The sequence below is a fragment of the Pseudoduganella sp. GW821-FHT05F09 genome, assembly GCF_059419605.1.
In genome coordinates this window covers 224,322-247,060 of sequence record NZ_JBWKSD010000005.1, presented here as the reverse complement: position 1 = coordinate 247,060, position 22,739 = coordinate 224,322, and the positions used below count along the sequence as shown (strand labels likewise).

23 protein-coding genes are annotated in these 22,739 nt (G+C 65.1%); 7 read left to right on the top strand and 16 right to left on the bottom strand.

The features are described from left to right. The first annotated feature begins 10 nt into the window (after nt 1–10). Entirely contained in the window at nt 11–418 is a 408-nt protein-coding gene (gene rnk / locus AC07S4_RS17925) for a nucleoside diphosphate kinase regulator (RefSeq protein ID WP_494987953.1), read from the top strand. Nucleotides 419–434: 16 nt separating this feature from the next. Here rnk and AC07S4_RS17920 read toward each other — a convergent pair whose 3' ends face one another. From AC07S4_RS17920 to AC07S4_RS17905, 4 genes are read right to left on the bottom strand one after another with little or no spacing between them, the layout of a single operon-like run. Further along, complete coding sequence (locus AC07S4_RS17920) at nt 435–1,022, bottom strand: YceI family protein (RefSeq protein ID WP_494987952.1); 588 nt, start codon at nt 1,020–1,022, stop codon at nt 435–437. Nucleotides 1,023–1,076: 54 nt separating this feature from the next. After that, entirely contained in the window at nt 1,077–2,381 is a 1,305-nt protein-coding gene (locus tag AC07S4_RS17915; RefSeq protein ID WP_494987951.1) for an amidohydrolase family protein, read from the bottom strand. A gap of 30 nt (nt 2,382–2,411) precedes the next feature. Further along, complete coding sequence (locus AC07S4_RS17910) at nt 2,412–3,596, bottom strand: dipeptidase (protein WP_494987950.1); 1,185 nt, start codon at nt 3,594–3,596, stop codon at nt 2,412–2,414. Continuing rightward, a complete protein-coding gene (locus AC07S4_RS17905; RefSeq protein WP_494987949.1) occupies nt 3,545–4,027 on the bottom strand; it encodes a RidA family protein in 483 nt (160 codons plus the stop codon). Before AC07S4_RS17905 ends, AC07S4_RS17910 begins: the two co-directional genes overlap by 52 nt. A gap of 95 nt (nt 4,028–4,122) precedes the next feature. On the opposite strand from AC07S4_RS17905, the gene AC07S4_RS17900 reads away from it, so the two are divergent. After that, nucleotides 4,123–4,839, top strand: coding sequence for a helix-turn-helix transcriptional regulator (locus AC07S4_RS17900; protein ID WP_494987948.1), 717 nt, complete (start codon nt 4,123–4,125; stop codon nt 4,837–4,839). Here the strand turns inward: AC07S4_RS17900 and AC07S4_RS17895 are convergent. The 7 genes from AC07S4_RS17895 to AC07S4_RS17865 all read right to left on the bottom strand — a co-directional run bounded on the left by AC07S4_RS17895 (nt 4,821) and on the right by AC07S4_RS17865 (nt 12,215). Further along, the gene (locus AC07S4_RS17895) at nt 4,821–5,864 is read right to left on the bottom strand and encodes a histone deacetylase family protein (protein ID WP_494987947.1); all 1,044 of its coding nucleotides are present in this window, start codon (nt 5,862–5,864) and stop codon (nt 4,821–4,823) included. The genes AC07S4_RS17900 and AC07S4_RS17895 overlap by 19 nt on opposite strands. Nucleotides 5,865–5,870: 6 nt before the next feature. Beyond that, nucleotides 5,871–7,463, bottom strand: a complete 1,593-nt coding sequence (gene gshA / locus AC07S4_RS17890; protein ID WP_494987946.1) for a glutamate--cysteine ligase — start codon at nt 7,461–7,463, stop codon at nt 5,871–5,873. Nucleotides 7,464–7,600: 137 nt separating this feature from the next. Further along, nucleotides 7,601–8,443, bottom strand: coding sequence for a peptide chain release factor N(5)-glutamine methyltransferase (gene prmC, locus AC07S4_RS17885; RefSeq protein WP_494987945.1), 843 nt, complete (start codon nt 8,441–8,443; stop codon nt 7,601–7,603). Beyond that, on the bottom strand, nt 8,440–8,910 hold the full coding sequence (locus AC07S4_RS17880; protein ID WP_494987944.1) for a disulfide bond formation protein B: 471 nt from the start codon (nt 8,908–8,910) through the stop codon (nt 8,440–8,442). Before AC07S4_RS17880 ends, prmC begins: the two co-directional genes overlap by 4 nt. Before the next feature lie 79 nt (nt 8,911–8,989). After that, complete coding sequence (gene prfA, locus AC07S4_RS17875) at nt 8,990–10,066, bottom strand: peptide chain release factor 1 (protein WP_494987943.1); 1,077 nt, start codon at nt 10,064–10,066, stop codon at nt 8,990–8,992. 78 nt (nt 10,067–10,144) lie between these two features. Next, the gene (hemA, locus tag AC07S4_RS17870; protein ID WP_494987942.1) at nt 10,145–11,419 is read right to left on the bottom strand and encodes a glutamyl-tRNA reductase; all 1,275 of its coding nucleotides are present in this window, start codon (nt 11,417–11,419) and stop codon (nt 10,145–10,147) included. 106 nt (nt 11,420–11,525) lie between these two features. Next, on the bottom strand, nt 11,526–12,215 hold the full coding sequence (locus AC07S4_RS17865; RefSeq protein WP_494987941.1) for a response regulator transcription factor: 690 nt from the start codon (nt 12,213–12,215) through the stop codon (nt 11,526–11,528). 217 nt (nt 12,216–12,432) lie between these two features. Here AC07S4_RS17865 and AC07S4_RS17860 point away from each other — a divergent pair, with 217 nt between their 5' ends. Then, nucleotides 12,433–12,945 (top strand): hypothetical protein, encoded by a 513-nt coding sequence (locus AC07S4_RS17860; RefSeq protein ID WP_494987940.1) that lies wholly within the window; start codon nt 12,433–12,435, stop codon nt 12,943–12,945. 5 nt (nt 12,946–12,950) lie between these two features. Here the strand turns inward: AC07S4_RS17860 and minE are convergent, their stop codons facing one another. The 4 genes from minE to metE all read right to left on the bottom strand — a co-directional run bounded on the left by minE (nt 12,951) and on the right by metE (nt 17,380). Next, the gene (gene minE, locus AC07S4_RS17855) at nt 12,951–13,202 is read right to left on the bottom strand and encodes a cell division topological specificity factor MinE (protein WP_056400827.1); all 252 of its coding nucleotides are present in this window, start codon (nt 13,200–13,202) and stop codon (nt 12,951–12,953) included. A 1-nt stretch (nt 13,203) separates the two neighbouring features. Next, complete coding sequence (gene minD / locus AC07S4_RS17850) at nt 13,204–14,019, bottom strand: septum site-determining protein MinD (RefSeq protein ID WP_161070123.1); 816 nt, start codon at nt 14,017–14,019, stop codon at nt 13,204–13,206. 50 nt (nt 14,020–14,069) lie between these two features. Then, nucleotides 14,070–14,837 (bottom strand): septum site-determining protein MinC, encoded by a 768-nt coding sequence (minC, locus tag AC07S4_RS17845; protein WP_494987939.1) that lies wholly within the window; start codon nt 14,835–14,837, stop codon nt 14,070–14,072. A 149-nt stretch (nt 14,838–14,986) separates the two neighbouring features. Continuing rightward, a complete protein-coding gene (gene metE, locus AC07S4_RS17840; protein WP_494987938.1) occupies nt 14,987–17,380 on the bottom strand; it encodes a 5-methyltetrahydropteroyltriglutamate--homocysteine S-methyltransferase in 2,394 nt (797 codons plus the stop codon). Between the two features lie 114 nt (nt 17,381–17,494). Here metE and AC07S4_RS17835 point away from each other — a divergent pair, with 114 nt between their 5' ends. The 4 genes from AC07S4_RS17835 to phbB all read left to right on the top strand — a co-directional run bounded on the left by AC07S4_RS17835 (nt 17,495) and on the right by phbB (nt 20,803). Next, the gene (locus AC07S4_RS17835; RefSeq protein WP_494987937.1) at nt 17,495–18,403 is read left to right on the top strand and encodes a LysR family transcriptional regulator; all 909 of its coding nucleotides are present in this window, start codon (nt 17,495–17,497) and stop codon (nt 18,401–18,403) included. A gap of 132 nt (nt 18,404–18,535) precedes the next feature. After that, a complete protein-coding gene (locus AC07S4_RS17830; protein ID WP_494987936.1) occupies nt 18,536–18,742 on the top strand; it encodes a hypothetical protein in 207 nt (68 codons plus the stop codon). A 55-nt stretch (nt 18,743–18,797) separates the two neighbouring features. Beyond that, nucleotides 18,798–19,976, top strand: coding sequence for an acetyl-CoA C-acetyltransferase (locus AC07S4_RS17825; RefSeq protein WP_494987935.1), 1,179 nt, complete (start codon nt 18,798–18,800; stop codon nt 19,974–19,976). 86 nt (nt 19,977–20,062) lie between these two features. Beyond that, complete coding sequence (phbB, locus tag AC07S4_RS17820; protein ID WP_494987934.1) at nt 20,063–20,803, top strand: acetoacetyl-CoA reductase; 741 nt, start codon at nt 20,063–20,065, stop codon at nt 20,801–20,803. Nucleotides 20,804–20,875: 72 nt separating this feature from the next. Here the strand turns inward: phbB and AC07S4_RS17815 are convergent, their stop codons facing one another. Continuing rightward, complete coding sequence (locus AC07S4_RS17815; protein WP_494987933.1) at nt 20,876–22,714, bottom strand: hypothetical protein; 1,839 nt, start codon at nt 22,712–22,714, stop codon at nt 20,876–20,878. Between the last annotated feature and the right edge of the window lie 25 nt (nt 22,715–22,739).

Here is a 22,739-nt window from a genome sequence, read left to right as displayed (position 1 = left end):
GAGTTACATCATGAGACCCAATATCGTTGTGTCGTCCGTCGACATGGACCGCCTTGAGGCGCTGCTGGACGCGCTGCCGTCCGCGCAGTCGGCCGCCCGCCATGCACTGCTGGAAGAACTGTCGCGCGCCGAGCTGGTGGAACCGGCCGAGATGCCGCCGGACGTCGTCACCATGAATTCGCGCGTGCGCTTCGCGCTCGACCAGCCGGCCGAAGAGTTCACGCTGACGCTGGCCTATCCCAAGGACATGCGTCCCGGCGACGACCGCATCTCGGTGCTGGCGCCGGTCGGCAACGCCCTGATCGGCCTGGCGGCCGGCGACTCCATCGACTGGAGCCGCCCCGACGGCGCCGCCTTCAAGCTCACCGTGCTGGACGTGCTGTACCAGCCGGAGCGCGCGGGCGAGCTGCACCGCTGAGCCGCGCGCTTGCGCCTTATTTCGCCGCCACCGCTTCCACCTGGATGCGCAAGGCCACATCCATCGAGAAGCCGTAGTCCTTGCCCGCCGCGAGGCCGAACTCCTCGCGGTTGAAGGTGGCGGCGGCGTCCGCCCCGCACAGCTCGCGTTTGAGCATGGGGTGCTGAATGCATTTGAAGCGGTTCAGCTTGAGCGTGAGTGGCCTGGTCACGCCCATCAGCGTCAGCTGGCCCTGCACTTCGGTGGGGTCGCCGTTGGCGAGATTGAGCTTGCCGCTATAGTGCGCGGTTTTGCCGTGCTTCTTCACGTCGAAGAAGTCTTTGCCGAGCGCCCATTTGTTGAGCAGGTCTTCGCCAAAGTCGATGCTGGACAGGTCGATGGCGATGTCCACCGTGCCTTGTCCGGCTTCGCGGTCCAGCACGATCTTGCCGCTGTTCTTGTTGATCTTCCCGCGCCAGAAGGAGATGCCCATGTGGTCGGCCTCGAAGCTGGGGAAGGTGTGGTGCGGATCGACGTCGTAGCTGACCGGCGCCGCAGTGGCCCCATTGCTGGCCATGCCGCTGGCCAGGGCTGCGATTGCAAACAGTTTGCTGCTGAATTTCATGGCGTCTCCTGTCGTGAGGGAATGAGGCGCCTAGTCTAGCAGGGCTGCGGCCGCTCAGTCCTTCTGTTCCGGTATCGGCGTGAACTGGTAGTCGCTGCGCGCGAACTGCCGGCCGCGTTTCACGGTCAGCACCACCGAGCGCACGTTGGCGATGTCCTGCAGCGGGTCTTTTTTCAGGAACACCATATTGGCGAACTTGCCCGCTTCCAGCGTGCCGATGTCGCGCTGCTTGCCGACCGCGATGGCGGCGTTGGCGGTGGCCGCGATGATGGCTTCGTTCGGCGTCAGTCCCGCGTATTGCACCAGGCGTTCCAGCTCGCGGTCGACGATGGGGTAGGGATCGTCGCCTTGCCCGTCGGTGTCGGTGCCGGCGATGATTTTCACGCCCGCCTGGTGCGCGGCGCGGGTGATGTCGCCCGCCAGTTCGATCTGGCAGCGCGGCGTGTCCTTGGGCGCATACACGCTCAGCGTGGCGTCCAGCAGCGAGCCGGATTTCGCCAGCGCCGCGATGTATTTGCGTATGCCGGGATCGGCCGCCGTCAGTCCCGCGTAGGAAGGCTCGCCGCTGTGGCCATAGGCCGCCTTGCCGGCCTCGCGCACGTAGCGCGCCACCATGCACGCGTGCGACACCGAGGTCGCGCCCAGCGTGTCGTATGGCGTGGACGGGTAGACCTGCTGGTGCGTCCACACCGGGAAGCCCTGGCGCTTGCCTTCCTTGATCAGTTTTACCACCAGCGGGCCGGGCAGGTTGGCGTAGATTTTCAGGCCGCTGGCGCCGGTGCCGCGCGCCTGCGCAATGGCCAGCGGGATGTCGGTCTTGCCGTCCACCGAGTACAGCCAGGGCACTTGTCCCGGCGCCATGCCTTGCGCGGCGGCGACGGTGCGCGGGTCTTTGAAGAAGCTGGGGCCGGCCACCAGCGCGGCGTAGTAGATGTCCGGCGAGGGGATGCGGTTCAGCAGCGCGTCGCGCGACAGCGAAGCCAGTTCGCGCGCGTCGCCCGCCATGTCGCGCACGCCGGTCACGCCGCCGTACACATTGCGCTTCAGCTCCGCCTCGGCGTAGGGGCGGTCCGGGTTGGTGGCGTAGTGCACGTGCGAGTCGATCAGGCCGGGCAGCACATACATGCCTTGCGCGTCGTAGACGATGGCGCCTTCGGCGGCCTGCACTTGCGCTGAGGGGAGGATGGCTTTGATGCGTTCGCCTTCCACGATAATGGCCATGTCGGCGCGCGGCGCGGCGGCGGTGCCGTCGATTAGCGTGGCGCCCCGGTAAATGGTTTGCGTGGCTGCTGCGTGCACGGAGCCTGCGCACAGCGCGGCGATGGCGGCCAGTACGGGCTTGCGGGTGGTGATGGACATGGTTGCTTTATTCAGGATGGATCAAGCCTATCAACCCCACACGCCGCTGGCGGCGCGCAGGAAATTGAGGCCGAGGATTTTCTCGATACGGCCGCTGCCGTGGCCGCGCCGGGCCAGCAATCCGGCCAGCTTCTGGAATTTTTGCGGCCCTTGCAGGTCGGGCAGGAAGGGCACGATGTCGGCGCGTTCGCCGGTGGCTCCTATGCCGCTGGCGCGCCGCTGCGCGACTTCCTGCTCCAGCGCGCGCATATAGGCGGGCATGTCGGCGATGCCACTCACGTTGCCGTCCGTGCCTATGCCCACGTGGTCTTCGCCGCACACATTGATGGCGTGCTCGATGTGCGCCACCAGGTCCGCCGCCATGGGCTGCCGGCCCACCGCGAGGAAGGGCATGAAGTAGATGCCGACGAAGCCGCCCTTGTCCGCCACCATGCGCAGCTCGCGGTCGCTCTTGTTGCGGGGCAGGTCGGCCAGCGCGCGGCAGCCGGTGTGGGTGATGGCGACCGGCTGGCTGGACGCGGCGATCGCGTCCAGGCAAATGCGTTCGCCGCTGTGGCTCAGGTCCACCAGCACGCGGTGCTGGTTCAGCGCCTGCACCACTTCATGGCCGAAGGGCGTGAGGCCCCGGTTGCCGGGCGCCATGGCGCCGTCGCCGAGCTGGTTGGGGCCGTTGTAGGTGAGCTGGATCACGCGCACACCCTGCCTGGCGAAGGTCTCCACGCGGCCCGCGTCCTGGCCCATCATGGCGGCGTTCTGGAAGCCGAGGATGACGCCGGTGCGGCGCTGCCCGTGCGCGCGGCGGATGTCGGCGGCGCTGTGCACGGGCGACAGCTTGTCGCCGTGCTTGCGGATAAAGGCGTTCCACGCCGCCACCTCGCGCAGGCTTTGCTCGTAAGGGTCGTCCTTGCCGAACACATAGCCTATGGTCATGTTGAAGGCGGTCAGGCCTGCGGCGCTGGCGTCGGCCAGCGATTGCGCGTCGATGCCGATGGCGTTCGGGTCGTCCTGCTGCGCTTGCGGGCGGTTGGGATTGTCGATGCCGCCCAGCGCGTCGATGATGATGGGGCGCGGCGCGGACTTTGCGTCGGCCACTGCCGGCAGGGTGGCGCAGAAACCCAGCGCTGCGGCCTGCTGCAGGAAGGCGCGCCGGCCGGTGGCGGCGCTCACCGCGCGCCCCGCTTGGCGGCGGGCGCCAGCGGCGCGTAGGCCAGGCATTCGATTTCTATCTCGCCGCCCAGCGCCAGGGCGTTCACGCCGAAGGCGCTGCGGGCGGGCAGGCGGTCCGGCTTGAAGTAGCCGGTGTAGATCTTGTTGAAATCGCCCCACTTGCCCATGTCCGCTATCATCACCGTGCATTTGACGATGTGGTCCATGCCCAGGTTCATGCCCTTCAACACGGCCTCGATATTGTCCATCGCCTTGCGCGACTGGGCCTCGAAGCCGCCCGGCACCAGGCCGTTGGCGTCGGTGCCCATCTGGCCGGACAGGTGGATGTAGTCGCCCGCGCGCACCGCCAGCGTGAACGGGCGCGCAGGCGGGTTGCCTTCGTTGTAGTAGGCCGATTGCGGCAAGGGTGCGGCGAAGGCGAGGCCGGGCAGCGCGACGGCCATGGCGCTGGCGAGCTTTTTGTAGTGTCTGCGTTTCATGCGGAAATTATAGGCAGGAGTGGGCGCGGCCGGTAAACATAATGTTGAAAACAGCCATTCGGTTAGAATATCTCAACACTTTGTTGAAAGTCCCCATGAAGATCAAACCCTCCGCCGCCATCCAGGCCGAGCGCGACGCCGTCATCAACGCCTTGCGCCTGGTGGTGCCCATGCTGGCCGCCATGGCGGGCACGCATCTGGAAGTAGTGCTGCACGACGTGGGCCGTCCTGAAAACTCGGTGATCGCCATCGCCAACGGCCATATCTCCGGGCGCGTGGTGGGCAGTTCGGTGCTTGAAGGGCCGCATGACGACAAGGGCTTTGCCGCAGCCACGCGCGTCATCTCCACCAAGGGCGCGGTGCACAGCGTGGTGGACGGCTACACCACGGTGACGGCGGACGGCCGCACGCTGAAATCGGCGTCGGCGATTTTCCGCGACGCCAGCGGCGTGCCGTTCGCAACCCTGTGCCTGAATGCGGACGTATCGGTGTTCCAGGCCACGCATGCCTGGCTGGAGCAGATGCTGCAGCCGTTCCGGCAGGCCAGCGGGCCCGCAGCGGCGCCGGTGGCGGAGGCGCCCCAGATGGATCGCCTGATGCAGGAGATCATCGGGGACGCCGTTTCGCTGGCGAAAATGAGCAAGGAAGAGAAGATCCAGGCGGTGCGCGAGATGCAGCGGCGCGGCCTGTTCATCGTGAAGGGCGGCGTGCAGCGCGCGGCGGCGGCGCTGCAGGTGTCGCGCTTCACGATCTACAACTACATGGAGGAACTGCGGCGCAGGGAAGGCGCGGCCTACAGCGCCGTCTCGTAGCCTTCGAGCACATTGACCACGTTCACGCCCAGTTCCTTCACCGCGTAGCCGCCCTCGAACACGAAGGCGGTGGGCAGGCCCAGCCAGGCCAGGCGCTCGCCGATGCGCAGGTAGTCCGCGCTTTGCAGCGCGAAGCGCGACAGCGGGTCGCCGGCGAAGGTGTCCACGCCCAGCGACACCACCAGCGCTTCCGGCGCATACATCTGCAGGCGCACGCAGGCCGTCTCCAGCGCGGCGAACCAGGCCTGCGTGCCGGTGCCGTGCGGCAGCGGCAGGTTGACGTTGAAGCCCAGCCCCGCGCCCGCGCCGGTTTCGTCGGCGTGGCCCAGGTAGAAGGGGTACTCCTGGCGCGGGTCGGCGTGGATGGAGACGAACAGCACGTCGCTGCGCTCGTAGAAAATGCTCTGCGTGCCGTTGCCGTGGTGGTAGTCGATGTCCAGGATGGCGACTTTGCGCGCGCCGTCGTCCAGCAGGTGCTGGGCCGCCAGCGCGGCGTTGTTCAGGAAGCAGTAGCCGCCGTAGAAGTCGGCCCCGGCGTGGTGGCCGGGCGGGCGCGTCAGCGCGAAGGTGCCGCGCTCGCCCAGGCGCAGCGCGTGCGCCGCGTTGACGGCGCAGTCGGCGCCGGTCTTGGCGGCGGTCCAGGTGCCGGCCGTGATGGGCGTGCCGCTGTCCATCGAATACAGCCCGAGCTTGGCGCAGAAATTGTCCGGCTCGATGTCCGAGCGCAGCGAGCGCACCGGCCACACGGCGGGGAAGGCGTCCTTGCCGGCGTTGGCCGGATCGAGCGCCAGCCATTCGTTCCAGGCGCCGCGCAGGAATTGCAGATAGCGCGGGCTGTGCACGCGCTCCAGCGTCATCAGCGGCACGCCGTGCGGCGTGACGATCTGCCCCAGGCCGCGCCGGCCCAGTTCCGCCAGCACGGAGTCGACCCGCTCCGCCTTCTCGAAGCAGGGCACCATTTCGCCACGGAAGATTTCGTAGCGGCCCTGGTGCTGGCCGTGCTGCTCGTTGTAGAAGGTCAGCACGGTGGCTTAGCCGACGTTTTTACACAGGTTGCTGTTGCGGTAGGCCGCCACGAAGTCGTCGAAGCTGCCGCTGTTGGCCGCTTCCATCGCTTCCTGTTCGGCCAGCGAGGCGGCCGCCTGCGCGTCGAAGTAGGCGGCTTCCCCGGCGGTGGGCGGATGGCTGCGGAAGTAGGCCGCGTGGCGTTCGCTCTGGTGCAGGCCGAAGGCGGCAAACGAGCCGCCGTTGGCGCGCAGCTCGCGCAGCACGCGCGCGGACGGCGTGCGGTCCGGATCGTCCAGCTTGGCGGCCTGCACGGCCATCGACTCGGCGTGCACGCTGCCGCCGCGCTGGCGGTCCAGCAGCTCGGCCACCGGACGGATGCGCTCCAGCAGCTCGCGGCCCCAGGCCTGCAGCGTCACTTCGGCGCCGTTGTGCTGCAGCGTCAGGCCCGAACGGCGGCCTTCCTTCACGGTGCGCGCAAAGTTCTCGGTGTAGATGCGGCCCTGCTCCTCGGAGATGGCGGGGCTGTCCTCCAGCGCGCAGAACAGCAGGAAGGCGTCCAGGAAGCGGCCCGTTTCCAGGCTGATGCCCACCGGCTCGAACGGGTCCACGTCCATGCAGCGCACTTCGATGTACTGCACGCCGCGCGAGCACAGCGCCTGGATGGGCCGTTCGCCGCTGCGGATCACGCGCTTGGGACGTATGGTCGAGTAGTACTCGTTCTCGATCTGGATCACATTGGTGGACAGCTGCACCCATTCGCCGTCCTTCTTGGTGCCGATTTCGGCGTAGGGCGCGTAGGGCTGGTTCACCGCCTTGGTGAGCGTGGCCACGTAGCTGTCCAGGCAGTTCTCGTGCGGGCTCAGGCCGGACTGGGCGTCGTTCTGGTAGCCCAGGTCGCTCATGCGCAGGCTGGTGGCGTAGGGCAGGTAGAGCGTTTCGTCCGACAGCTGCTCGAGCTTGTGCGGACGGCCGCGCAGGAAGCTGGCCGACAGCGCCGGCGAGGCGCCGAACAGATACATCAGCAGCCAGCTGTAGCGGCGGAAGTTGCGGATGGTGGCGAAGTAGCGCTCGGACTGGTAGGCCTTGGCCGAGAGCTTGCGATCGTCCGGTTCGCTGTCGTGCAGCAGCGCCCACAGCTGCTCGTCCAGCGAGTAGTTGTAGTGGATGCCGGCGATGCACTGCATGGCCTTGCCGTAGCGCACGGCCAGGCCGCGCCGGTACACATGCTTGAGCATGCCCATATTCGACTTGCCGTACCAGGCGATTTCGATGTCTTCCTCGGCCGGCAGCTGGCAGGGCATGGACTGGCTCCACAGCATTTCGCTGCCCAGCTTGCTGTAGCTGTAGCGGTGGATGGCGTCCAGCTTGTCCAGCGTGATGGCGATGTCGTGCTCGGCCGGAGTGATGAACTCGAGCAAGGTTTCCGCGTAGTCGGTGGTGATTTCGGGATGCGTGAGCGCCGAGCCCAGCGCAACCGGGTGCGGCGTGTCCGCCAGGTGGCCAGCGGGGTCCACGCGCAGGGTTTCCCGCTCTATGCCGCGCAAGCCGCCGCCCAGCACCGCGCGGTGCTTGTCATCGGCCAACAAGGCCAGGCGGCGCGTCAATAGGTTGGACAATTTGGGCTTCCTTTCTGGTGCAGCAATGTAAGATTGGTGCGAGATTAACCGAAAACGGCCAAGCGCGTCGGCGACCGCCCAAAAAGCTCGGATTGCTATTTTATCAAACGGCGCGCGGCCCGCGCCACGGCGCGCTTTCAGGCCGCCGGGGTGGGCGCGATGCCGCCGCTGACGCGCTCGATGCCGGCCAGGTCGCGCCAGCTTTGCACCTCAGTGTACCCCTGGGCGGCCAGCAGTGCGCGCACGGCCCCGGCCTGGTCGTAGCCGTGCTCCATCAGCAGCCAGCAGCCGGCTTCCAGGTGGGCCGGCGCGCCCGCGATGATGGTGCGCAGCGCGCTCAGGCCGTCGGCGTAGTCGGTCAGCGCGCCGCCCGGCTCGAAGCGCAGGTCGCCCTCCGACAGGTGGCGGTCGCCGTCGGCGATATAGGGCGGGTTGGAGACGATCAGCTGGTAGCGCTGGCCGGCGGCGGCGCTGTACCAGTCGCTTTCCAGGAAGCGCACGCGGGCCTGGTTCAGCGCCGCGTTGCCGCGCGCCACCTCCAGCGCGGCCGGGCTCACGTCCAGCGCGGTGACGTCGGCGTCGCGCCGGGTGTGGGCCAGGGCCACGGCGATGGCGCCGCTGCCGGTGCCCATGTCGAGCGCGCGGCCGGACGGCGGCAGGCGCTCGATGGCCAGCTCCACCAGCAGTTCGGTGTCCGGACGCGGTATCAGCACGGCCGGGCTGACCTTGAACGGCAGCCCGAAGAACTCGCGCTCGCCGACGATGTAGGCGATGGGTTCGCCGTCCAGGCGGCGGCGCAGCAGCGCGGACAGGCGGGCCGCCTCGTCTTCGCTAACGGTGCGTTCGGATTGGGTGATCAGGCCCACGCGCGTCAGGCCCAGCGCGTGGCAGATCAGGATGCGGTTGTCGAGCGGGTCCAGGCGCTGCGCGTAATGCGTTTGCGCCTGCAAGGCGGCGATGGTGGCGCCGGCTGCGATCATCGCGCGCGGCGGCGCAGCAGCGACCAGCCCAGGGCTACCGCGAACAGGCCGAACCAGACGAAAGCCCACTGCGGGATCGACATGCCGAGCAGGCCGTCGGTGGCGTTCTCGCACAGGCCGTCGGCCTGGAACAGGAAGGGCAGGTAAGTGGCGGTAGGGATCTTGTTGAGCATGGTTTCCATAGGATCGATGCCGCAAGACAAGCCGGGGTGGGCCAGCACATAAAGGTGCTTGCCCGCCACGCCCAGGCCGCCCAGCGCGCCCAGCAGACCGATGCCGGTGCCGATGGCGGTGTTCTTCATGAAGTAGCCGGCCAGGCAGGCGAAGCCGATCAGCAGGAACAGATAGCGCTGGATCACGCACAGCGGGCAGGGCAGCAGATCGACCACGTGCTGCAGATACAGGGCGACGCCGATCAGGCCGAAGCAGGCCATGGCGATGGACAGGAGCAGGGAACGTGGATTCATCGTGGAAATAGAAAGATTATAGGCGGGCCAATTCTCGCACAAAGCGGCATGGCCGCGCCTTAAGCCTCAATTAATCGCCTTAGTCGCCCAGGGCGGCCAGCAGCTCGGCCTGGTGTTCGGCGGCCAGGGCGTTGGTCAGCTCGGTGAGGTCGCCGTCCATGATGAAGTCCAGCTTGTACAGGGTCAGGTTGATGCGGTGGTCCGTCATGCGGCCCTGCGGGTAGTTGTAGGTGCGGATGCGCTCGCTGCGGTCGCCCGAGCCGATCAGGCTCTTGCGGGTGGCGGCCTCCTTGGACTGCTGCTCGCGCAGCTGCACGTCCTTGATGCGCGCCGCCAGCACCTTCATGGCCTGGGCCTTGTTCTTGTGCTGCGAGCGGTCGTCCTGGCATTCCACCACGATGCCGGTGGGCAGGTGGGTCAGGCGCACGGCCGAGTCGGTCTTGTTGATGTGCTGGCCGCCCGCGCCCGAGGCGCGGAAGGTGTCGATGCGCAGGTCGGCCGGGTTGATGTGCACGTCCTCCACCTCGTCCGCCTCCGGCATCACCGCCACCGTGCAGGCCGAGGTGTGGATGCGGCCCTGGGTTTCGGTGGCCGGCACGCGCTGCACGCGGTGGCCGCCCGATTCGAACTTCAGCTTGGAGTACACGCCGTTGCCCACCAGGCGCACGATGACCTCGCGGTAGCCGCCCAGGTCGGAGGCCGACTCGGACACCATCTCCACCTGCCAGCGGTTGCGCTCGGCGAAGCGGGTGTACATGCGCAGCAGGTCGCCCGCGAACAGCGCCGACTCGTCGCCGCCGGTGCCGGCGCGGATCTCGAGGAAGATGTTGCGCTCGTCGTTGGCGTCCTTGGGCAGCAGCATTTTCTGCAGCGCCAGTTCCAGCTCGGCCAGGCGGCCCTTGCCCGCTTCGATTTCTTCCTGCGCGAACTCCTTCATCTCCGGATCGGACAGCATGGCCTGCGCCTCGGCGATGTCGCCCAGCGCGCCCTGGTAGTCCTTGTACAGCGCCACCAGCGGGCCGAGTTCGGCGTGCTCGCGCGTCATCTTGCGGTAGCTGTCCATATTGGAGGTGGCGCCCTCGGACATCAGCAGTTCGTCCAGTTCGTCGAGTCGGTTTGCCAATTGGTCCAGCTTGGCCAGCATTGATGGTTTCATGGGTGCTCTGTGGAATACGTGGAATTGGGGGAGTGCGGTACTGCTGCGGCGCGCGCGCCGGGAGGAAAGCTGGCTGCGCTAACGGCGGCCGCGGAACATCTGGGGCAGCAGCGACGCCAGCTGGGCGCGCTCGTCGCCCTGGGCGCGGTGCAGCGCCTGCTGCGGGCCGTGCATGAACTTGGCGGTCAGGCCCTTGGACAGCGCTTCCAGCACCGCGTCGATGTCTTCGCCCTTGGCCAGCATCTTGCGGGCGCGCTCCAGTTCCATCTGGCGCAGCGCCTCGCCGCTTTCCTGCAGGCTCTGGATCACGGGCACCACCGCGCGGTCGTCTATCCAGTGCATAAACGATTGCACCCGGGTTTCGATGATGGCTTCGGCCTGCGCCACCGCCGCCTGGCGGTTTTCCATGCCGGTCTGCACCACTTTGCCGAGGTCGTCCACGGTGTACAGGAACACGTCGCTGAGGCGGCCCACTTCGGGCTCGATGTCGCGCGGCACCGCCAGGTCCACCATGAACATGGGCTTGTGGCGGCGCGCCTTGATGGCGCGCTCCACCATGCCCAGGCCGATCAGCGGCAGCGAGGAGGCGGTGCAGGAAATCACGATGTCGTAGTGCTGCAGGCGGTCCTGCAGTTCGGCCAGGCGCATGGCCTTGGCGCCGAAGCGGTGCGCCAGCTGCTCGCCGCGCTCCATGGTGCGGTTGGCGATGGTGATGCTTTTCGGGTTCTGCGCCGCGAAGTGCGTGGCGCACAGCTCTATCATTTCGCCGGCGCCGATGAACAGCACGTTTTGCTCGGAAATCTTGTCGAAGATGCGCTGCGACAGGCGCACGGCGGCGGCCGCCATCGACACGCTGTGCGCGCCGATCTCGGTGGTGCTGCGCACTTCCTTGGCCACCGAGAAACTGCGCTGGAACAGCTGGTGCAGATAGGTGCCCAGGCCGCCCGCTTCCTCGGCGGTGCGGATGGCGTCCTTGATCTGGCCCAGGATCTGGGTTTCGCCCAGCACCATGGAGTCCAGCCCGGAAGCGACGCGGAAAGTGTGGCGCACCGCGTCGTGTTGCGGCAGCATGTACAAATGCGGGCGCAGTTCGCCGTAGTTGAGCTTGTGGAAGTCGGCCAGGAAATGGGCGCCCGCGTCGAGTGGATTGACGCCGTGGCTGGCCGCGTACAGCTCGGTGCGGTTGCAGGTGGACAGGATGGCCGCCTCGTCGCCGCCGCGCGGGTCGATGCGCTCGAACCACGCGCGCGCCGCCGTCACCGCCTGGCCCAGTTGCTCAGGGGCGAACGCCAGTTGTTCGCGCAGCGACACTGGAGCGGTGGTATGGTTGAGGCCGACGGCAAGCAGTTGCATGTTGGACAGTATGCGGCGGAAAGGAACGTTACCGGTCATTATACCGTGATGCGCCCCGCCTCACCGGCGGCCGGGGCCGATAGCCCCTATTTGTTCCGGGCGAGGTTCAGGCGCCCAGCTTTTCCAGGCGGTAGCCGTAGCTGTACACCGGCACCAGGCGGAAGCCGTTTTCCGGCTTCAGCTGCAGCTTGTTGCGCACGCGCGAGACGTGGGTGTCCATGGTGCGCGAGGGGATGGCGGTTTCGCGTATCCACACGGCCTCATGGATGTAGGCGCGCGACAGCGGACGGCCGATGTTGCGGAAAAATAGCAGGGCCAGGTAGAACTCCTTGTGCGTCACGTCCAGCACGGCGCCGTCCATCAGCAGGCGGCCCGGGCGGGTTTCGAAGACGTACTGGCCAAATTGCAGCTGTTCGGCGCCGTTCTGGGTAGGATAGGCGCGGCGCAGCAGGGCTTGCACACGCGCCACCAGTTCGCTGCGGCGCAGCGGCTTGATCATATAATCGTCGCAGCCGGCGGCCAGGCCGGCCACGATGTCGTCTTCGCCGGAGGCGGTGGTGAGGAACAGCACCGGCGCCTGTTCGGGCATTTTTTCGCGGGCGCGGCGCACCACTTCGGCGCCGCTCATGTCCGCCACCTGCCAGTCCAGGATCAGCATGTCGTAGCTGTCCTTGCGCAAGTGGCCGTGCAAGTCCTTGGCGGTCTGGAAGCCGTGGCAGATGTGACCCGCCGAGGTGAGCACCTGGCAGATCACGTCGGCTTGGCTGCGGTCATTGTCTAGTACTACGATTCTCATGATAGGGCGGGTCAAATCCGGCGATGCAAGGCGTTCGCCGAGGAAGTTGGAATATAGTTACAGGGGCGGCCGACGGAGTGTATCACTTCAGGAATGAACTTTTTCCTGTAGGAATCAAAAATGTTCTTATGCAAACTCGTCGTATGATTACACGGTACACCCTTAAAAGTGTCTTTTCAATGTCCTTTGGTACAATTGCGTAACACGAAAAGTCATCATGTTTACAAAGAAAGACGTGAAATGGACGCTGATTCCGGCCTCCGAACAGGAGCTGGACGAGGTGCGCGCGCGCTGCCGGCGCCTGGTGCAGCGGCGCGCCGCCGTGTCGGCCGGCATTTCGGCGGTGCCGATACCGGGCCTGGACGTGGTGTCCGACTTGCGCCTGTTTTCCGAGCTGATCGAGGACGTGAACCGCGAATTCGGCCTGACGCCGGAGCAGGTGGGGCGCTTGCAGCCGCGTTTCCGGCTGCTGGCTTACCAGGCCGCCGTCAACGTGGGCGGCACCATGGTGGGCAAATACGTAACCAGGGAAGTGGTGCTGCGGCTGATGCAGCGGGCCGGCGCCGGGCTGGTGGCCAGGCAGGCTACCCGGTTTGTACCGCTGGCGGGCCAGGCCGCGGCGGCGGCGATCGGCTTTTTCGCCTTCCGCCAGATCGGCTACCAGCATGTGGAAGCCTGCGCCAGGGTGGCGCAGGAAGTGATGCTGGCGCAGCGCGCGGCTGCGCCCTAGCCGGATTACGCGTCCGGCAGCACCACGTTGACGTCGAGCACCTCCAGGTTGCCCTGGCGGTCCAGCGAAATCTTGATGTCGTCGGCGTTCACCTTGGTGTACTTGGAAATCACCTCGATCAGTTCCTTGTGCAGGGCAGGCAGGAAGTCCGGACCGGCGCGGCCATTGCGTTCGCGCGCGATGATGATTTGCAGGCGCTCCTTGGCGGCGGTGGCCGTCTTGGGCTTGCTCGGGAACAGGAATGACAGCAGGGCCATATTACTTCCCTCCGAAGATGCGCTGCAGCAGGCCGGGCTTTTCGTAGGTCGTGAAGCGCAGCGGCAGGTCTTCGCCCAGGAAGCGCGACACCACATCTTCATAGGCGTCGGCCACGTCGGTGCCCTTGAAGTGGATGGCGGGATTGCCCTGGTTGGACGCGTGCAGCACCGATTCCGATTCCGGAATGATGCCGATCAGCGGGATGCGCAGGATTTCCTGCACGTCCTGGTAGGACAGCATTTCGTCCGCTTCCACGCGTTTCGGCGAGTAGCGGGTGATCAGCAGGTGTTCCTTGACCGGCTCGCCGCCCGATTGCGCGCGGCGCGATTTGGCCTGGATGATGCCCAGGATGCGGTCCGAGTCGCGTACCGACGACACTTCCGGATTGGTCACCACCAGCGCCTCGTCGGCGAAGGTCAGCGCCATCAGCGCGCCGTGCTCGATGCCGGCCGGCGAATCGCAGATGATGTATTCGAAGCCCATGTTGATCAGCTCGTGCAGTACCGCTTCCACGCCTTCTTCGGACAGCGCGTCTTTGTCGCGCGTCTGCGAAGCGGGCAGGATGAACAGGTTGTCGCAGTGCTTGTCCTTGATCAGGGCCTGGTTCAGCGTGGCTTCCTTGTTGATCACATTGATCAGGTCGTACACCACGCGGCGTTCGCAGCCCATGATCAGGTCGAGGTTGCGCAGGCCGACGTCGAAGTCGATCACCACGGTTTTGTGTCCGCGCAAGGCCAGGCCGGAGGAGAAGCTGGCGCTGGACGTCGTCTTGCCGACACCGCCCTTGCCGGACGTTACAACGATAATTCTTGCCACAAAAGTGTCCTTTTCAGAAAGCTACGCCGCAGCCTGGCCGCGGTCGAGCATTAAGCGCGAGTAGGGGAATTGACAGATAGTATATCGATTCGGTCGCCAACCAGGCTGATTTGTGTCGGTTTGCGTGCGTGCTCGGCCGGGAAACCGTCTTCAAAAGTGCTGTACACGCCTGCAATCGACACCAATTCCGGCGACATGGACATGGCGAAAATGCGCGCGCCGGCATTGCCGGAAGCGCCCGCCAGCGCGCGGCCGTTCAGGGTGTTGTAGACGTGGATGCTGCCGTCGGCGATGATTTCGGCGCCGTTGTTGACCACCGCCGTCACGATCAGGTCGCCGCCGCGCGCGTAGATGCGCTGGCCGGCGCGCACCGGCGTGTCGATAATCATGGTGCCGGCGGCGCCGACGGCGGGCGCGGCGGCCGGGGCTGTTTCCGCAACCGGGGCTGGAGCAGGCGCTGCGGCAGGCGCAGGCGCATCCGCCCGTTCGTCGTCGCGCTTGCCGCTGTCGAGCGACAGGCCGTGGGCCAGGATGTCTTCCATCATGTCCGGCGCGGCGTTGCGCACGGCCACCGGGTTCAAACGGTATTTTTTCAGCAGGGCAATAATGCTGCCCCATTCGATGCGCGCGCAGCCGGGAGGCAGCGAACCGACGTCGACCACGGTCAGGTCGCCTTCGAAGAAGTCGGGCGTGCCGCCGGTCATTTCATTGAGTGCTGCGTCGAGTGCGAGGCCATCCGAGGTGTGCAGGATGGCGGAGACGGCAACGACGGTGGAAATCTTGATTTCGATGGGCTTTTGGAACGAGCTTTTGGACATAAACGGTCAGTAAAAGAGTCAGCTTGGCGGCCCATCGGCCAGGATTTGCCAAAGGCTCAAGCATTTTACTGTGGTTGCGCCAGAAATGGGAGAGCCGTTTCACGCGTGAAACGGCTCCAGGCCAAGGCGGCAGGCGGGATGCGCGGGCGTCAGGCGGCCCGCAATTCGCGCGCCGCCGCCACCATATTGCGCAGCGCGGCTTCGGTTTCCTTCCAGCCACGGGTCTTCAGGCCGCAATCCGGATTCACCCACAGCTGCGCCGCCGGGATCACCGCGCTGGCCTTTTTCAGCAGGCGCACCATTTCCGCCGTGTCCGGCACGCGCGGCGAGTGGATGTCGTACACGCCGGGGCCGATCTCGTTCGGATAGCGGAACGTGCCGAAGCCGGTCAGCAGTTCCATCGCCGAGCGGCTGGTTTCAATGGTGATGACGTCCGCGTCCATGGCGGCGATCTGGGGCAGGATGTCGTTGAACTCGGCGTAGCACATATGGGTGTGGATCTGCGTTTCGTCGCGCGCCGCGCTGGCCGACACGCGGAAGGCGCGCGTGGCCCAGTCCAGGTATTCGCCCCAGCGGCTGCGGCGCAGCGGCAAGCCTTCGCGCACGGCCGGTTCGTCGATCTGGATAATGCCGATGCCGGCCTGTTCCAGGTCCGCCACCTCGTCGCGGATGGCCAGCGCGATCTGCAGCGTGGTCTGGGCGCGCGGCTGGTCGTCGCGCACGAAGGACCATTGCAGGATGGTGACCGGACCGGTCAGCATGCCTTTCACCGGTTTGCCGGTCAGCGATTGGGCGTGTACGGTCCAGTCCACGGTCATGGCCTGCGGCCGGGCCACGTCGCCGTAGATGACGGGCGGCTTCACGCAGCGCGAACCGTAGGATTGCACCCAGCCCAGCCGGGTGAAGGTGAAGCCGTCCAGCTGCTCGCCGAAGTATTCCACCATGTCGTTGCGTTCCGCCTCGCCGTGCACCAGCACGTCCAGGCCCAGTTCCTCCTGGCGCGCGATGGCGTAGGCGATTTCCTCGCGCATGCTCTGCCGGTAGGCGTCAGCGCCGAGCTCGCCGCGCTTGAAGCCGGCGCGCGCCGCGCGGATGGCCGGCGTCTGCGGGAAGGAACCTATGGTGGTGGTGGGGAAGGACGGCAACTGGAAGCGCGCGCGCTGCAGCGCCTGGCGGGCCGGGAAAGGCGAGGCGCGGCGGTCGGCGTGGGCGGGCAGGGCGGCGATGCGCGCCGCCACGGCGGGATTGTGCACGCGCGGGCTGGCGCGGCGGCTGGCGCAGGCGGCGCGCGCGGCGGTCCAGGCGGCGTCGAAGGCGGCGCTGTCGGCCGCGCTGCCGGCTGCTTTGCCCGCCGCTGCCGCGGCGCCGGCGCGCAGCAGCGCCGTCTTCAGCAGTTCCAGCTCGTCCAGCTTCTCGCCGGCGAAGGCCAGCCAGCTCTTGATTTCCGCATCCAGCGCGGTTTCCTGCTCCAGGCTGAACGGCGTGTGCAGCAGCGAGCACGAGGTCGACAGCCACAGCTTGCCGCCGCGCTTGGCCGCGATGGGCGCCAGCTGCGCCAGCGCCAGGTCCAGGTCGGTGCGCCAGATATTGCGGCCGTCCACGATGCCCACCGACAGCACCTTGTGCACCGGCAGCCAGTCCGCCACGCTGGTCAGCTCATGCGCGGCGCGCACGCCGTCCACGTGCAGGCCCGCCACCGGCAGGCGGCACGCCAGGCTGACGTTTTCTTCCAGCGGCGAGAAGTAGGTGGCCAGCAGCAGCGGCACGCCCACCTGGTTCAGCTGCCAGTAGCTGTTCTCGAATGCATTGCGCCAGGCCGGCGGCAGGTCCAGGCCGAGGATGGGTTCGTCGACCTGCACCCAGCCCACGCCCTGCTGCTTCAGGCGGTCCAGCACCGCACCGTACACCGGCAGCAGCTTGTCCAACAGCGAGAGGCGATCAAAGCCCGCGCTGCGTTCCTTGCCCAGCCACAAGAAAGTCAGCGGACCGATCAGCACGGCCTTGACCGCGTGGCCCAGCGCCTGCGCCTCGGCCACCTCGGCAAACAGGCGCTCGCAGGCCAGCGAGAATTCGGTTTCCGGCGAGAACTCCGGCACCAGGTAGTGGTAATTGGTGTCGAACCACTTGGTCATTTCCAGCGCCTGCGCATTGTGCTCACTGCGGTGCTCACTGCCGTGCTCGCCGCCGTGCTGATGCGTGCAGCCGGCGTGGTGCTCGTGCTCCGCATGGGAAACGCCGCGCGCCATGGCGAAGTAGCGCGCCAGCTGGCCCTGCTCCGCGTGGAAACCGAAGCGCGCCGGCTCGCAGCCCAGCAGCTGGATATGGTTGGCCACCTGGTCGTAAAAGGCGAAGTCACCCACCGACACCAGGTCCAGGCCCGCGTCGCGCTGCTGCGCCCAGTGGCGGGCGCGCAATGCCGCGCCGGTCGCTTCCAGTTCCGCCTCGCCGATCTCGCCGCGCCAGTGTTTTTCCAGCGCAAACTTGAGTTCGCGCGCCGCGCCTATGCGGGGAAAACCGGGAATATGTGTCTGAATTGATTTCATGAATGTTGTCATCCGCATTAAATATTGGTGAGGTAAAGTGTGCGGCAAACGCGTTTATAATCAAAACGAAAGATTTTGCGCGTCAACATGAAATAAATTAATACAAGGCCCGCCATGCTGGAAATCCGCCACCTCCGCACCCTTAGCGCCCTGCGTTCCGCAGGCAGCCTGGTGCGCGCAGCCCAGTTGCTTAACCTGACCCAGTCAGCGCTGTCGCACCAGATCAAATTGCTGGAAGATCGCTACGGTAGCCCGTTGTTTGAGCGAAAATCGGTGCCGATCGGCTTTACCGCCACCGGCGCCCGGCTGCTGCGCCTGGCCGACACCCTGCTGCCGGAAATCGAGCAGGCCGAGCGCGACGTGGCGCGCCTGTCGCAGGGCGACCAGGGCCAGCTGCGCGTGGCGCTCGAGTGCCACACCTGCTTCGACTGGCTGATGCCCGTCATGGACGAGTTCCGCAAGCGCTGGCCGGACGTGGAAATCGACCTGGTGTCCGGCTTCCACAGCGAGCCGGCCGACTTGCTGCGCGCCGGCAGCGCCGACCTCGTCATCGGCTCCGATTACAGCGCCGACTTCGCCACCTTCCCGCTGTTCCGTTTCGAAATCCTGGTGGTGATGGCGCAGAAGCACCGCCTGCAGGCGCAGCGCCGCCTGCACGCCGCCGACTTCGAAGGCGAAACGCTGATCACCTACCCGGTGCCGGAAGCGCGCATCGACCTGATCCGCGAAGTGCTGCGCCCGGCCGGCATCGGCTTCGAACGCCGCACGGCGGAACTGACTGTGGCTATTTTGCAATTGGTGGCCAGCCGCCGCGGCCTGGCCGCTTTGCCTAACTGGGCAATAAAAAACTATGTGGATTACGATTATGTGAACGCCCGTCCTATTGGCGAGCAAGGTTTATGGAGCGACTTATTTGTTTCCGTACCGGAAGCATTGCGCCAAAAAGCCTATGTGCTCGACTTCGTTAATGTGATACGGGAACAGTGCGCGGCCACGCTGGATGGAATCAAGTTATTGTCGTGATGCTTAATCGTGACAATTGGTGAGCTTTCAATAGGGCAGCAGTTGTTAGCATTGACGAATATCAAAGCCAGTGCGCGCGGGGGGCGCTAGGATAGCGTTTTTCACCGCCGGCCCTGCATCCTGAAGGAATCCATGTTTAGCAACGATCAAGACCACTTCCGCAGCCTCTCCGACCTGGCCGATTTTCAGCACGATATTGTTAAAGCCGCGCTTGCCAACTCCATCGTCATTAGCCGTTTATTGTGCAATGCATTAAATGGAACGGGCGTGCTGTTCGTGGAAGCAACCGAGCAAATACAAGGGTTATTCAACCGTGCGCTCCACAAATCGTTAGAATGAAAGCACCGTCAATCTTAATCACCTGACCACTCGGTTGGATCTTCTGGAGAATTAAATGGATGATGTAGTTATCGTAGCGGCGGGCCGTACCGCCGTAGGCAAATTCGGCGGCAGCCTGGCCAAGATTCCCGCAGCCGAACTGGGCGCGCATGTCATCAAGGGCCTGCTGGCCAAGACCGGCCTGGACGCGAACCTGATCAACGAAGCCATCCTGGGCCAGGTGCTGACCGCAGGCGTGGGCCAGAACCCGGCGCGCCAGGCCGTCATCAAGGCCGGCCTGCCGACCAGCATCCCGGCCTACACCATCAACAAGGTGTGCGGTTCGGGCCTGAAAGCCACCCACCTGGCCACCCAGGCCATCAAGTGCGGCGACGCCAACATCATCATCGCCGGCGGCCAGGAAAACATGAGCGCCTCCCCGCACGTGCTGAACGGCTCGCGCGACGGCTTCCGCATGGGCGACGTGAAGATGACGGACACCATGATCGTCGACGGCCTGTGGGATGTGTACAACCAGTACCACATGGGCGTGACCGCTGAAAATGTTGCGAAAAAGTATGACATTTCGCGCGCAGCGCAGGACGAGTTCGCCCTGCAGTCGCAGCTGAAAGCCGAAGCGGCGCAGAAGGAAGGCAAGTTCAAGGACGAGATCATTCCGCTGGAAATCGCGCAGAAGAAGGGCACCATCCTGTTCGACGCCGACGAATACATCAAGCCGGGCTCCACGCTGGAAGCGCTGGCCGGCCTGCGTCCCGCTTTCAACAAGGAAGGCACGGTCACCGCCGGCAACGCCTCCGGCCTGAACGACGGCGCCGCCGCCGTCATCATGATGTCCGCCAGCCAGGCGCGCGAGCTGGGCCTGACCCCGCTGGCCAAGGTGAAAGCCTACGCCTCGTCCGGCATCGACCCGGCCTACATGGGCATGGGTCCGGTCTCGGCCGCCAAGCTGTGCCTGAAAAAAGCCGGCTGGACCCCGGACGACCTGGACCTGATGGAAATCAACGAAGCCTTCGCCGCCCAGGCGCTGGCCGTGAACAAGGAAATGGGCTGGGACACCAGCAAGATCAACGTGAACGGCGGCGCCATCGCCATCGGCCACCCGATCGGCGCGTCGGGCGCCCGCATCCTGGTGACGCTGCTGCACGAAATGGTGCGCCGCGACGCCAAGAAAGGCCTGGCTTCGCTGTGCATCGGCGGCGGCATGGGCGTGGCGCTGGCGGTTGAGCGCGCGTAAGTTCGCAAGCAAGCAGGCATAACAAGCAGTACGGCAGCAGGCAGTTCAGTTCTTTTAGTGTTCGATACAATAAGAGGGGATGACAAATGGCAAGAATCGCATTGGTAACAGGTGGTATGGGTGGTCTGGGCGAAGCGGTGTGCATCAAGCTCGCCGCGCTGGGCTATAAAGTAGTGACCACATATTCCCCTAGCAACAAGAAAGTTGAAGAATGGCTGGCCACGACGCGCGACATGGGCTTTGATTTCAAGGCTTATCCGTGCGACGTGGCGGACTACGACTCGGCGCAAGCCTGCGTCGCCGCCATCGTGAAGGATATTGGTCCGATCGATGTGCTGGTCAACAATGCCGGCATTACGCGCGACATGACCTTCAAGAAGATGGACAAGCTGAACTGGGACGCGGTGATGGGCACCAACCTCGACTCCGTGTTCAACATGACCAAGCCGGTTGCCGATGGCATGGTGGAGCGCGGCTGGGGCCGCATCATCAACATCTCGTCGGTGAACGGCCAGAAGGGCGCCTTCGGCCAGACCAACTACTCGGCCGCCAAGGCCGGCGTGCACGGCTTCACCAAGGCGCTGGCGCTGGAAGTGGCGCGCAAGGGCGTCACCGTCAACACCATCTCGCCGGGCTACATCGGCACCAAGATGGTGATGGAGATTCCGCAGGACGTGCTGGATTCGAAGATCCTGCCGCAGATTCCGATGTCCCGCCTGGGCAAGCCGGAGGAAGTGGCGGGCCTGGTGGCCTACCTGTCGTCCGAAGAGGCAGCGTTCGTTACCGGCGCCAACATCGCCATCAACGGCGGCCAGCACATGTCCTAACCATCCGGCTGCACACCGCCGGCATGGCAGAACGGCCCCATCGTCCAGGCGATCGGGCCGTTTTTCCTTCTTTCAGTTGCACAGAAATGCCTTGATCAGGAGCGCGCGGCATTCCGGGGCCGCCAGCTGTACTCCCGCTCCCAGCGAGGGGCCGGAGCGGATGCTGCCATTCAGCTGGGCGGCGGCGTCCCAGTTGGTCTGCAGATAGAAGGTGAGGAAGCTGGTGAAGCCGACGTCGAGCCTCAGGCCTAGCGAGGGCCGCCACTCGCTCTTGCCGGCTCGCGGTTTGATATGCAGCATGCGGAACGGAATGCTGACCGATGTTTCGATTTCCGGCCAGGTGGCGACCAAACGGCTGATCAGCCCGGCACCCTTGAAGTTGCTGCTGATGTAGGGCTGTATGCCGGCGGTCACGGCCCAGTTCTGGCTGCTCTTGTCGGGTTTCGCATGGCCTGCCACGACTGCTTCCAGGGTAAGCAGATACCGGGTTTGCGCATCGCCGAATGCCATATTGTCGGCGCCGCCGCTGACACCGTAGATCGTGTCCATATCGCGGTAGTTGACATATTTTTTGGCCTCGCTGCCGGACATGTCGTCGCTGGTATGCGGCATGTCGTAACGTACCGGCCCTACGTGGGCATAGAGTTGCGACGGGGCCAGGTTGATCTTGCGGAGCCAGTTGTTGTTCGTGTCGGCGCGCTCGCGCCGCTCGGCCTCCACATAGGACCATGTCCACGAGTTTTGCCTGAACGAATCCACCACTTCCACGGTTTCCGAATCCGCATCCTTGTGCTTGCTGCTGCTCTGAAGGACGTCCAGGATGGACCTGACTTGCAGTATCAGCATGGCCATGCGCTGCCGGTCGTGTTCGCGTCCCCACAGATAGGCATCGCCACGCAGCTTCAGTTTAATGTTCGCGCCGCGCTTGCCTTCAAGCTGGGCAACCAGTTCCTGCATCGCGGCCCAACGCTCACTGACGGGCGGCAGGGCGCTGAGGCAGTTGCCTTTGCAGTCAGGATGGAGCATCACAAAGAAAGCCTCCGCCCGCCGGTCGTTTCTGAATTCCTTGCTCTGCAACTTGGTCAGCACATCCTGCGCCAGGCTGACCTTGGCATGCGGCACGTTCTTGGTCCTGATAATCGGGGCCCAGGCATCCGGGTCGATCTGCACGTCCCAGCTGTCGCGGTTGATCTTGTCGTGGTACGCATTGGCGGCCAGGTCGGTCAGGCGGTTGCGCCAGGTCGTGATGTGGCCGGGAGCGAAGCTGTCCTGCAAAAAATGGTCGGAGACGGCATTCATGACCAGCGCGCTGAACAGGTTGTCCTCCATGGTGCGCATCGATAGGGCCAGAAGATGGTTCTTACGCTGCGATACCAGGAGCTCGGCCTGAAAATGGGTGTGGTTGACGTGCATGGCGCGTATGCCTTCGAGATTGCCCAGCAGGCTATCCTTGCAGCGGCTCTTGTATTCGATGTCCAGTTCCTGTGCACTGGTGGGAAACAACAGGTTGGCCTCATTCACGTTGGTGTCAATTTCCTCGGCCAGCTTTTCCTGTTGCTTGCCTTTCCCCTTGTTGATCAGGCTGCGCTCACGGCCGGCAAGCAGCTTCTCAGGGCTCAGGAAGGAGTCGACGCACATGACGATGTCGCCGTAGGAGATTTCCTCCAGCTCCTTTTCTTTGCTGTTCGAGGAATCATTTTGTATGGGATCGTAGAGCCACCGGTTCTTGCCGTTGGAGACGGGCACGCTGTGCTGGCAGATAGGTGTGTCATTGAGCTGCTGCTCGCAGTGGATGGTTGCCGCCAAGTGGTACGCCAGATTGCCCAGTTGTTTGTGTTCCCAGCTTTCAAAGCTCCAGGCGGAATTGCTGCATGCCGCGAATGCGATCAGACCCAGGGTTCGCAACGTCATTTCGGACTCCTCATCAGGTTGGCCA

Bases quoted from the DNA above. Each gene is read 5' to 3' on its own strand.
- rnk (WP_494987953.1), top strand. From the start codon at position 11: ATGAGACCCAATATCGTTGTGTCGTCCGTCGACATGGACCGCCTTGAG.
- AC07S4_RS17920 (WP_494987952.1), bottom strand. From the start codon at position 1,022: ATGAAATTCAGCAGCAAACTGTTTGCAATCGCAGCCCTGGCCAGCGGC.
- AC07S4_RS17915 (WP_494987951.1), bottom strand. From the start codon at position 2,381: ATGTCCATCACCACCCGCAAGCCCGTACTGGCCGCCATCGCCGCGCTG.
- AC07S4_RS17910 (WP_494987950.1), bottom strand. From the start codon at position 3,596: ATGCCTGGCCTACGCGCCGCTGGCGCCCGCCGCCAAGCGGGGCGCGCG.
- AC07S4_RS17905 (WP_494987949.1), bottom strand. From the start codon at position 4,027: ATGAAACGCAGACACTACAAAAAGCTCGCCAGCGCCATGGCCGTCGCG.
- AC07S4_RS17900 (WP_494987948.1), top strand. From the start codon at position 4,123: ATGAAGATCAAACCCTCCGCCGCCATCCAGGCCGAGCGCGACGCCGTC.
- prmC (WP_494987945.1), bottom strand. From the start codon at position 8,443: ATGATCGCAGCCGGCGCCACCATCGCCGCCTTGCAGGCGCAAACGCAT.
- AC07S4_RS17880 (WP_494987944.1), bottom strand. From the start codon at position 8,910: ATGAATCCACGTTCCCTGCTCCTGTCCATCGCCATGGCCTGCTTCGGC.
- prfA (WP_494987943.1), bottom strand. From the start codon at position 10,066: ATGAAACCATCAATGCTGGCCAAGCTGGACCAATTGGCAAACCGACTC.
- hemA (WP_494987942.1), bottom strand. From the start codon at position 11,419: ATGCAACTGCTTGCCGTCGGCCTCAACCATACCACCGCTCCAGTGTCG.
- AC07S4_RS17865 (WP_494987941.1), bottom strand. From the start codon at position 12,215: ATGAGAATCGTAGTACTAGACAATGACCGCAGCCAAGCCGACGTGATC.
- AC07S4_RS17860 (WP_494987940.1), top strand. From the start codon at position 12,433: ATGTTTACAAAGAAAGACGTGAAATGGACGCTGATTCCGGCCTCCGAA.
- minE (WP_056400827.1), bottom strand. From the start codon at position 13,202: ATGGCCCTGCTGTCATTCCTGTTCCCGAGCAAGCCCAAGACGGCCACC.
- minC (WP_494987939.1), bottom strand. From the start codon at position 14,837: ATGTCCAAAAGCTCGTTCCAAAAGCCCATCGAAATCAAGATTTCCACC.
- metE (WP_494987938.1), bottom strand. From the start codon at position 17,380: ATGAAATCAATTCAGACACATATTCCCGGTTTTCCCCGCATAGGCGCG.
- AC07S4_RS17835 (WP_494987937.1), top strand. From the start codon at position 17,495: ATGCTGGAAATCCGCCACCTCCGCACCCTTAGCGCCCTGCGTTCCGCA.
- AC07S4_RS17830 (WP_494987936.1), top strand. From the start codon at position 18,536: ATGTTTAGCAACGATCAAGACCACTTCCGCAGCCTCTCCGACCTGGCC.
- AC07S4_RS17825 (WP_494987935.1), top strand. From the start codon at position 18,798: ATGGATGATGTAGTTATCGTAGCGGCGGGCCGTACCGCCGTAGGCAAA.
- phbB (WP_494987934.1), top strand. From the start codon at position 20,063: ATGGCAAGAATCGCATTGGTAACAGGTGGTATGGGTGGTCTGGGCGAA.
- AC07S4_RS17815 (WP_494987933.1), bottom strand. From the start codon at position 22,714: ATGACGTTGCGAACCCTGGGTCTGATCGCATTCGCGGCATGCAGCAAT.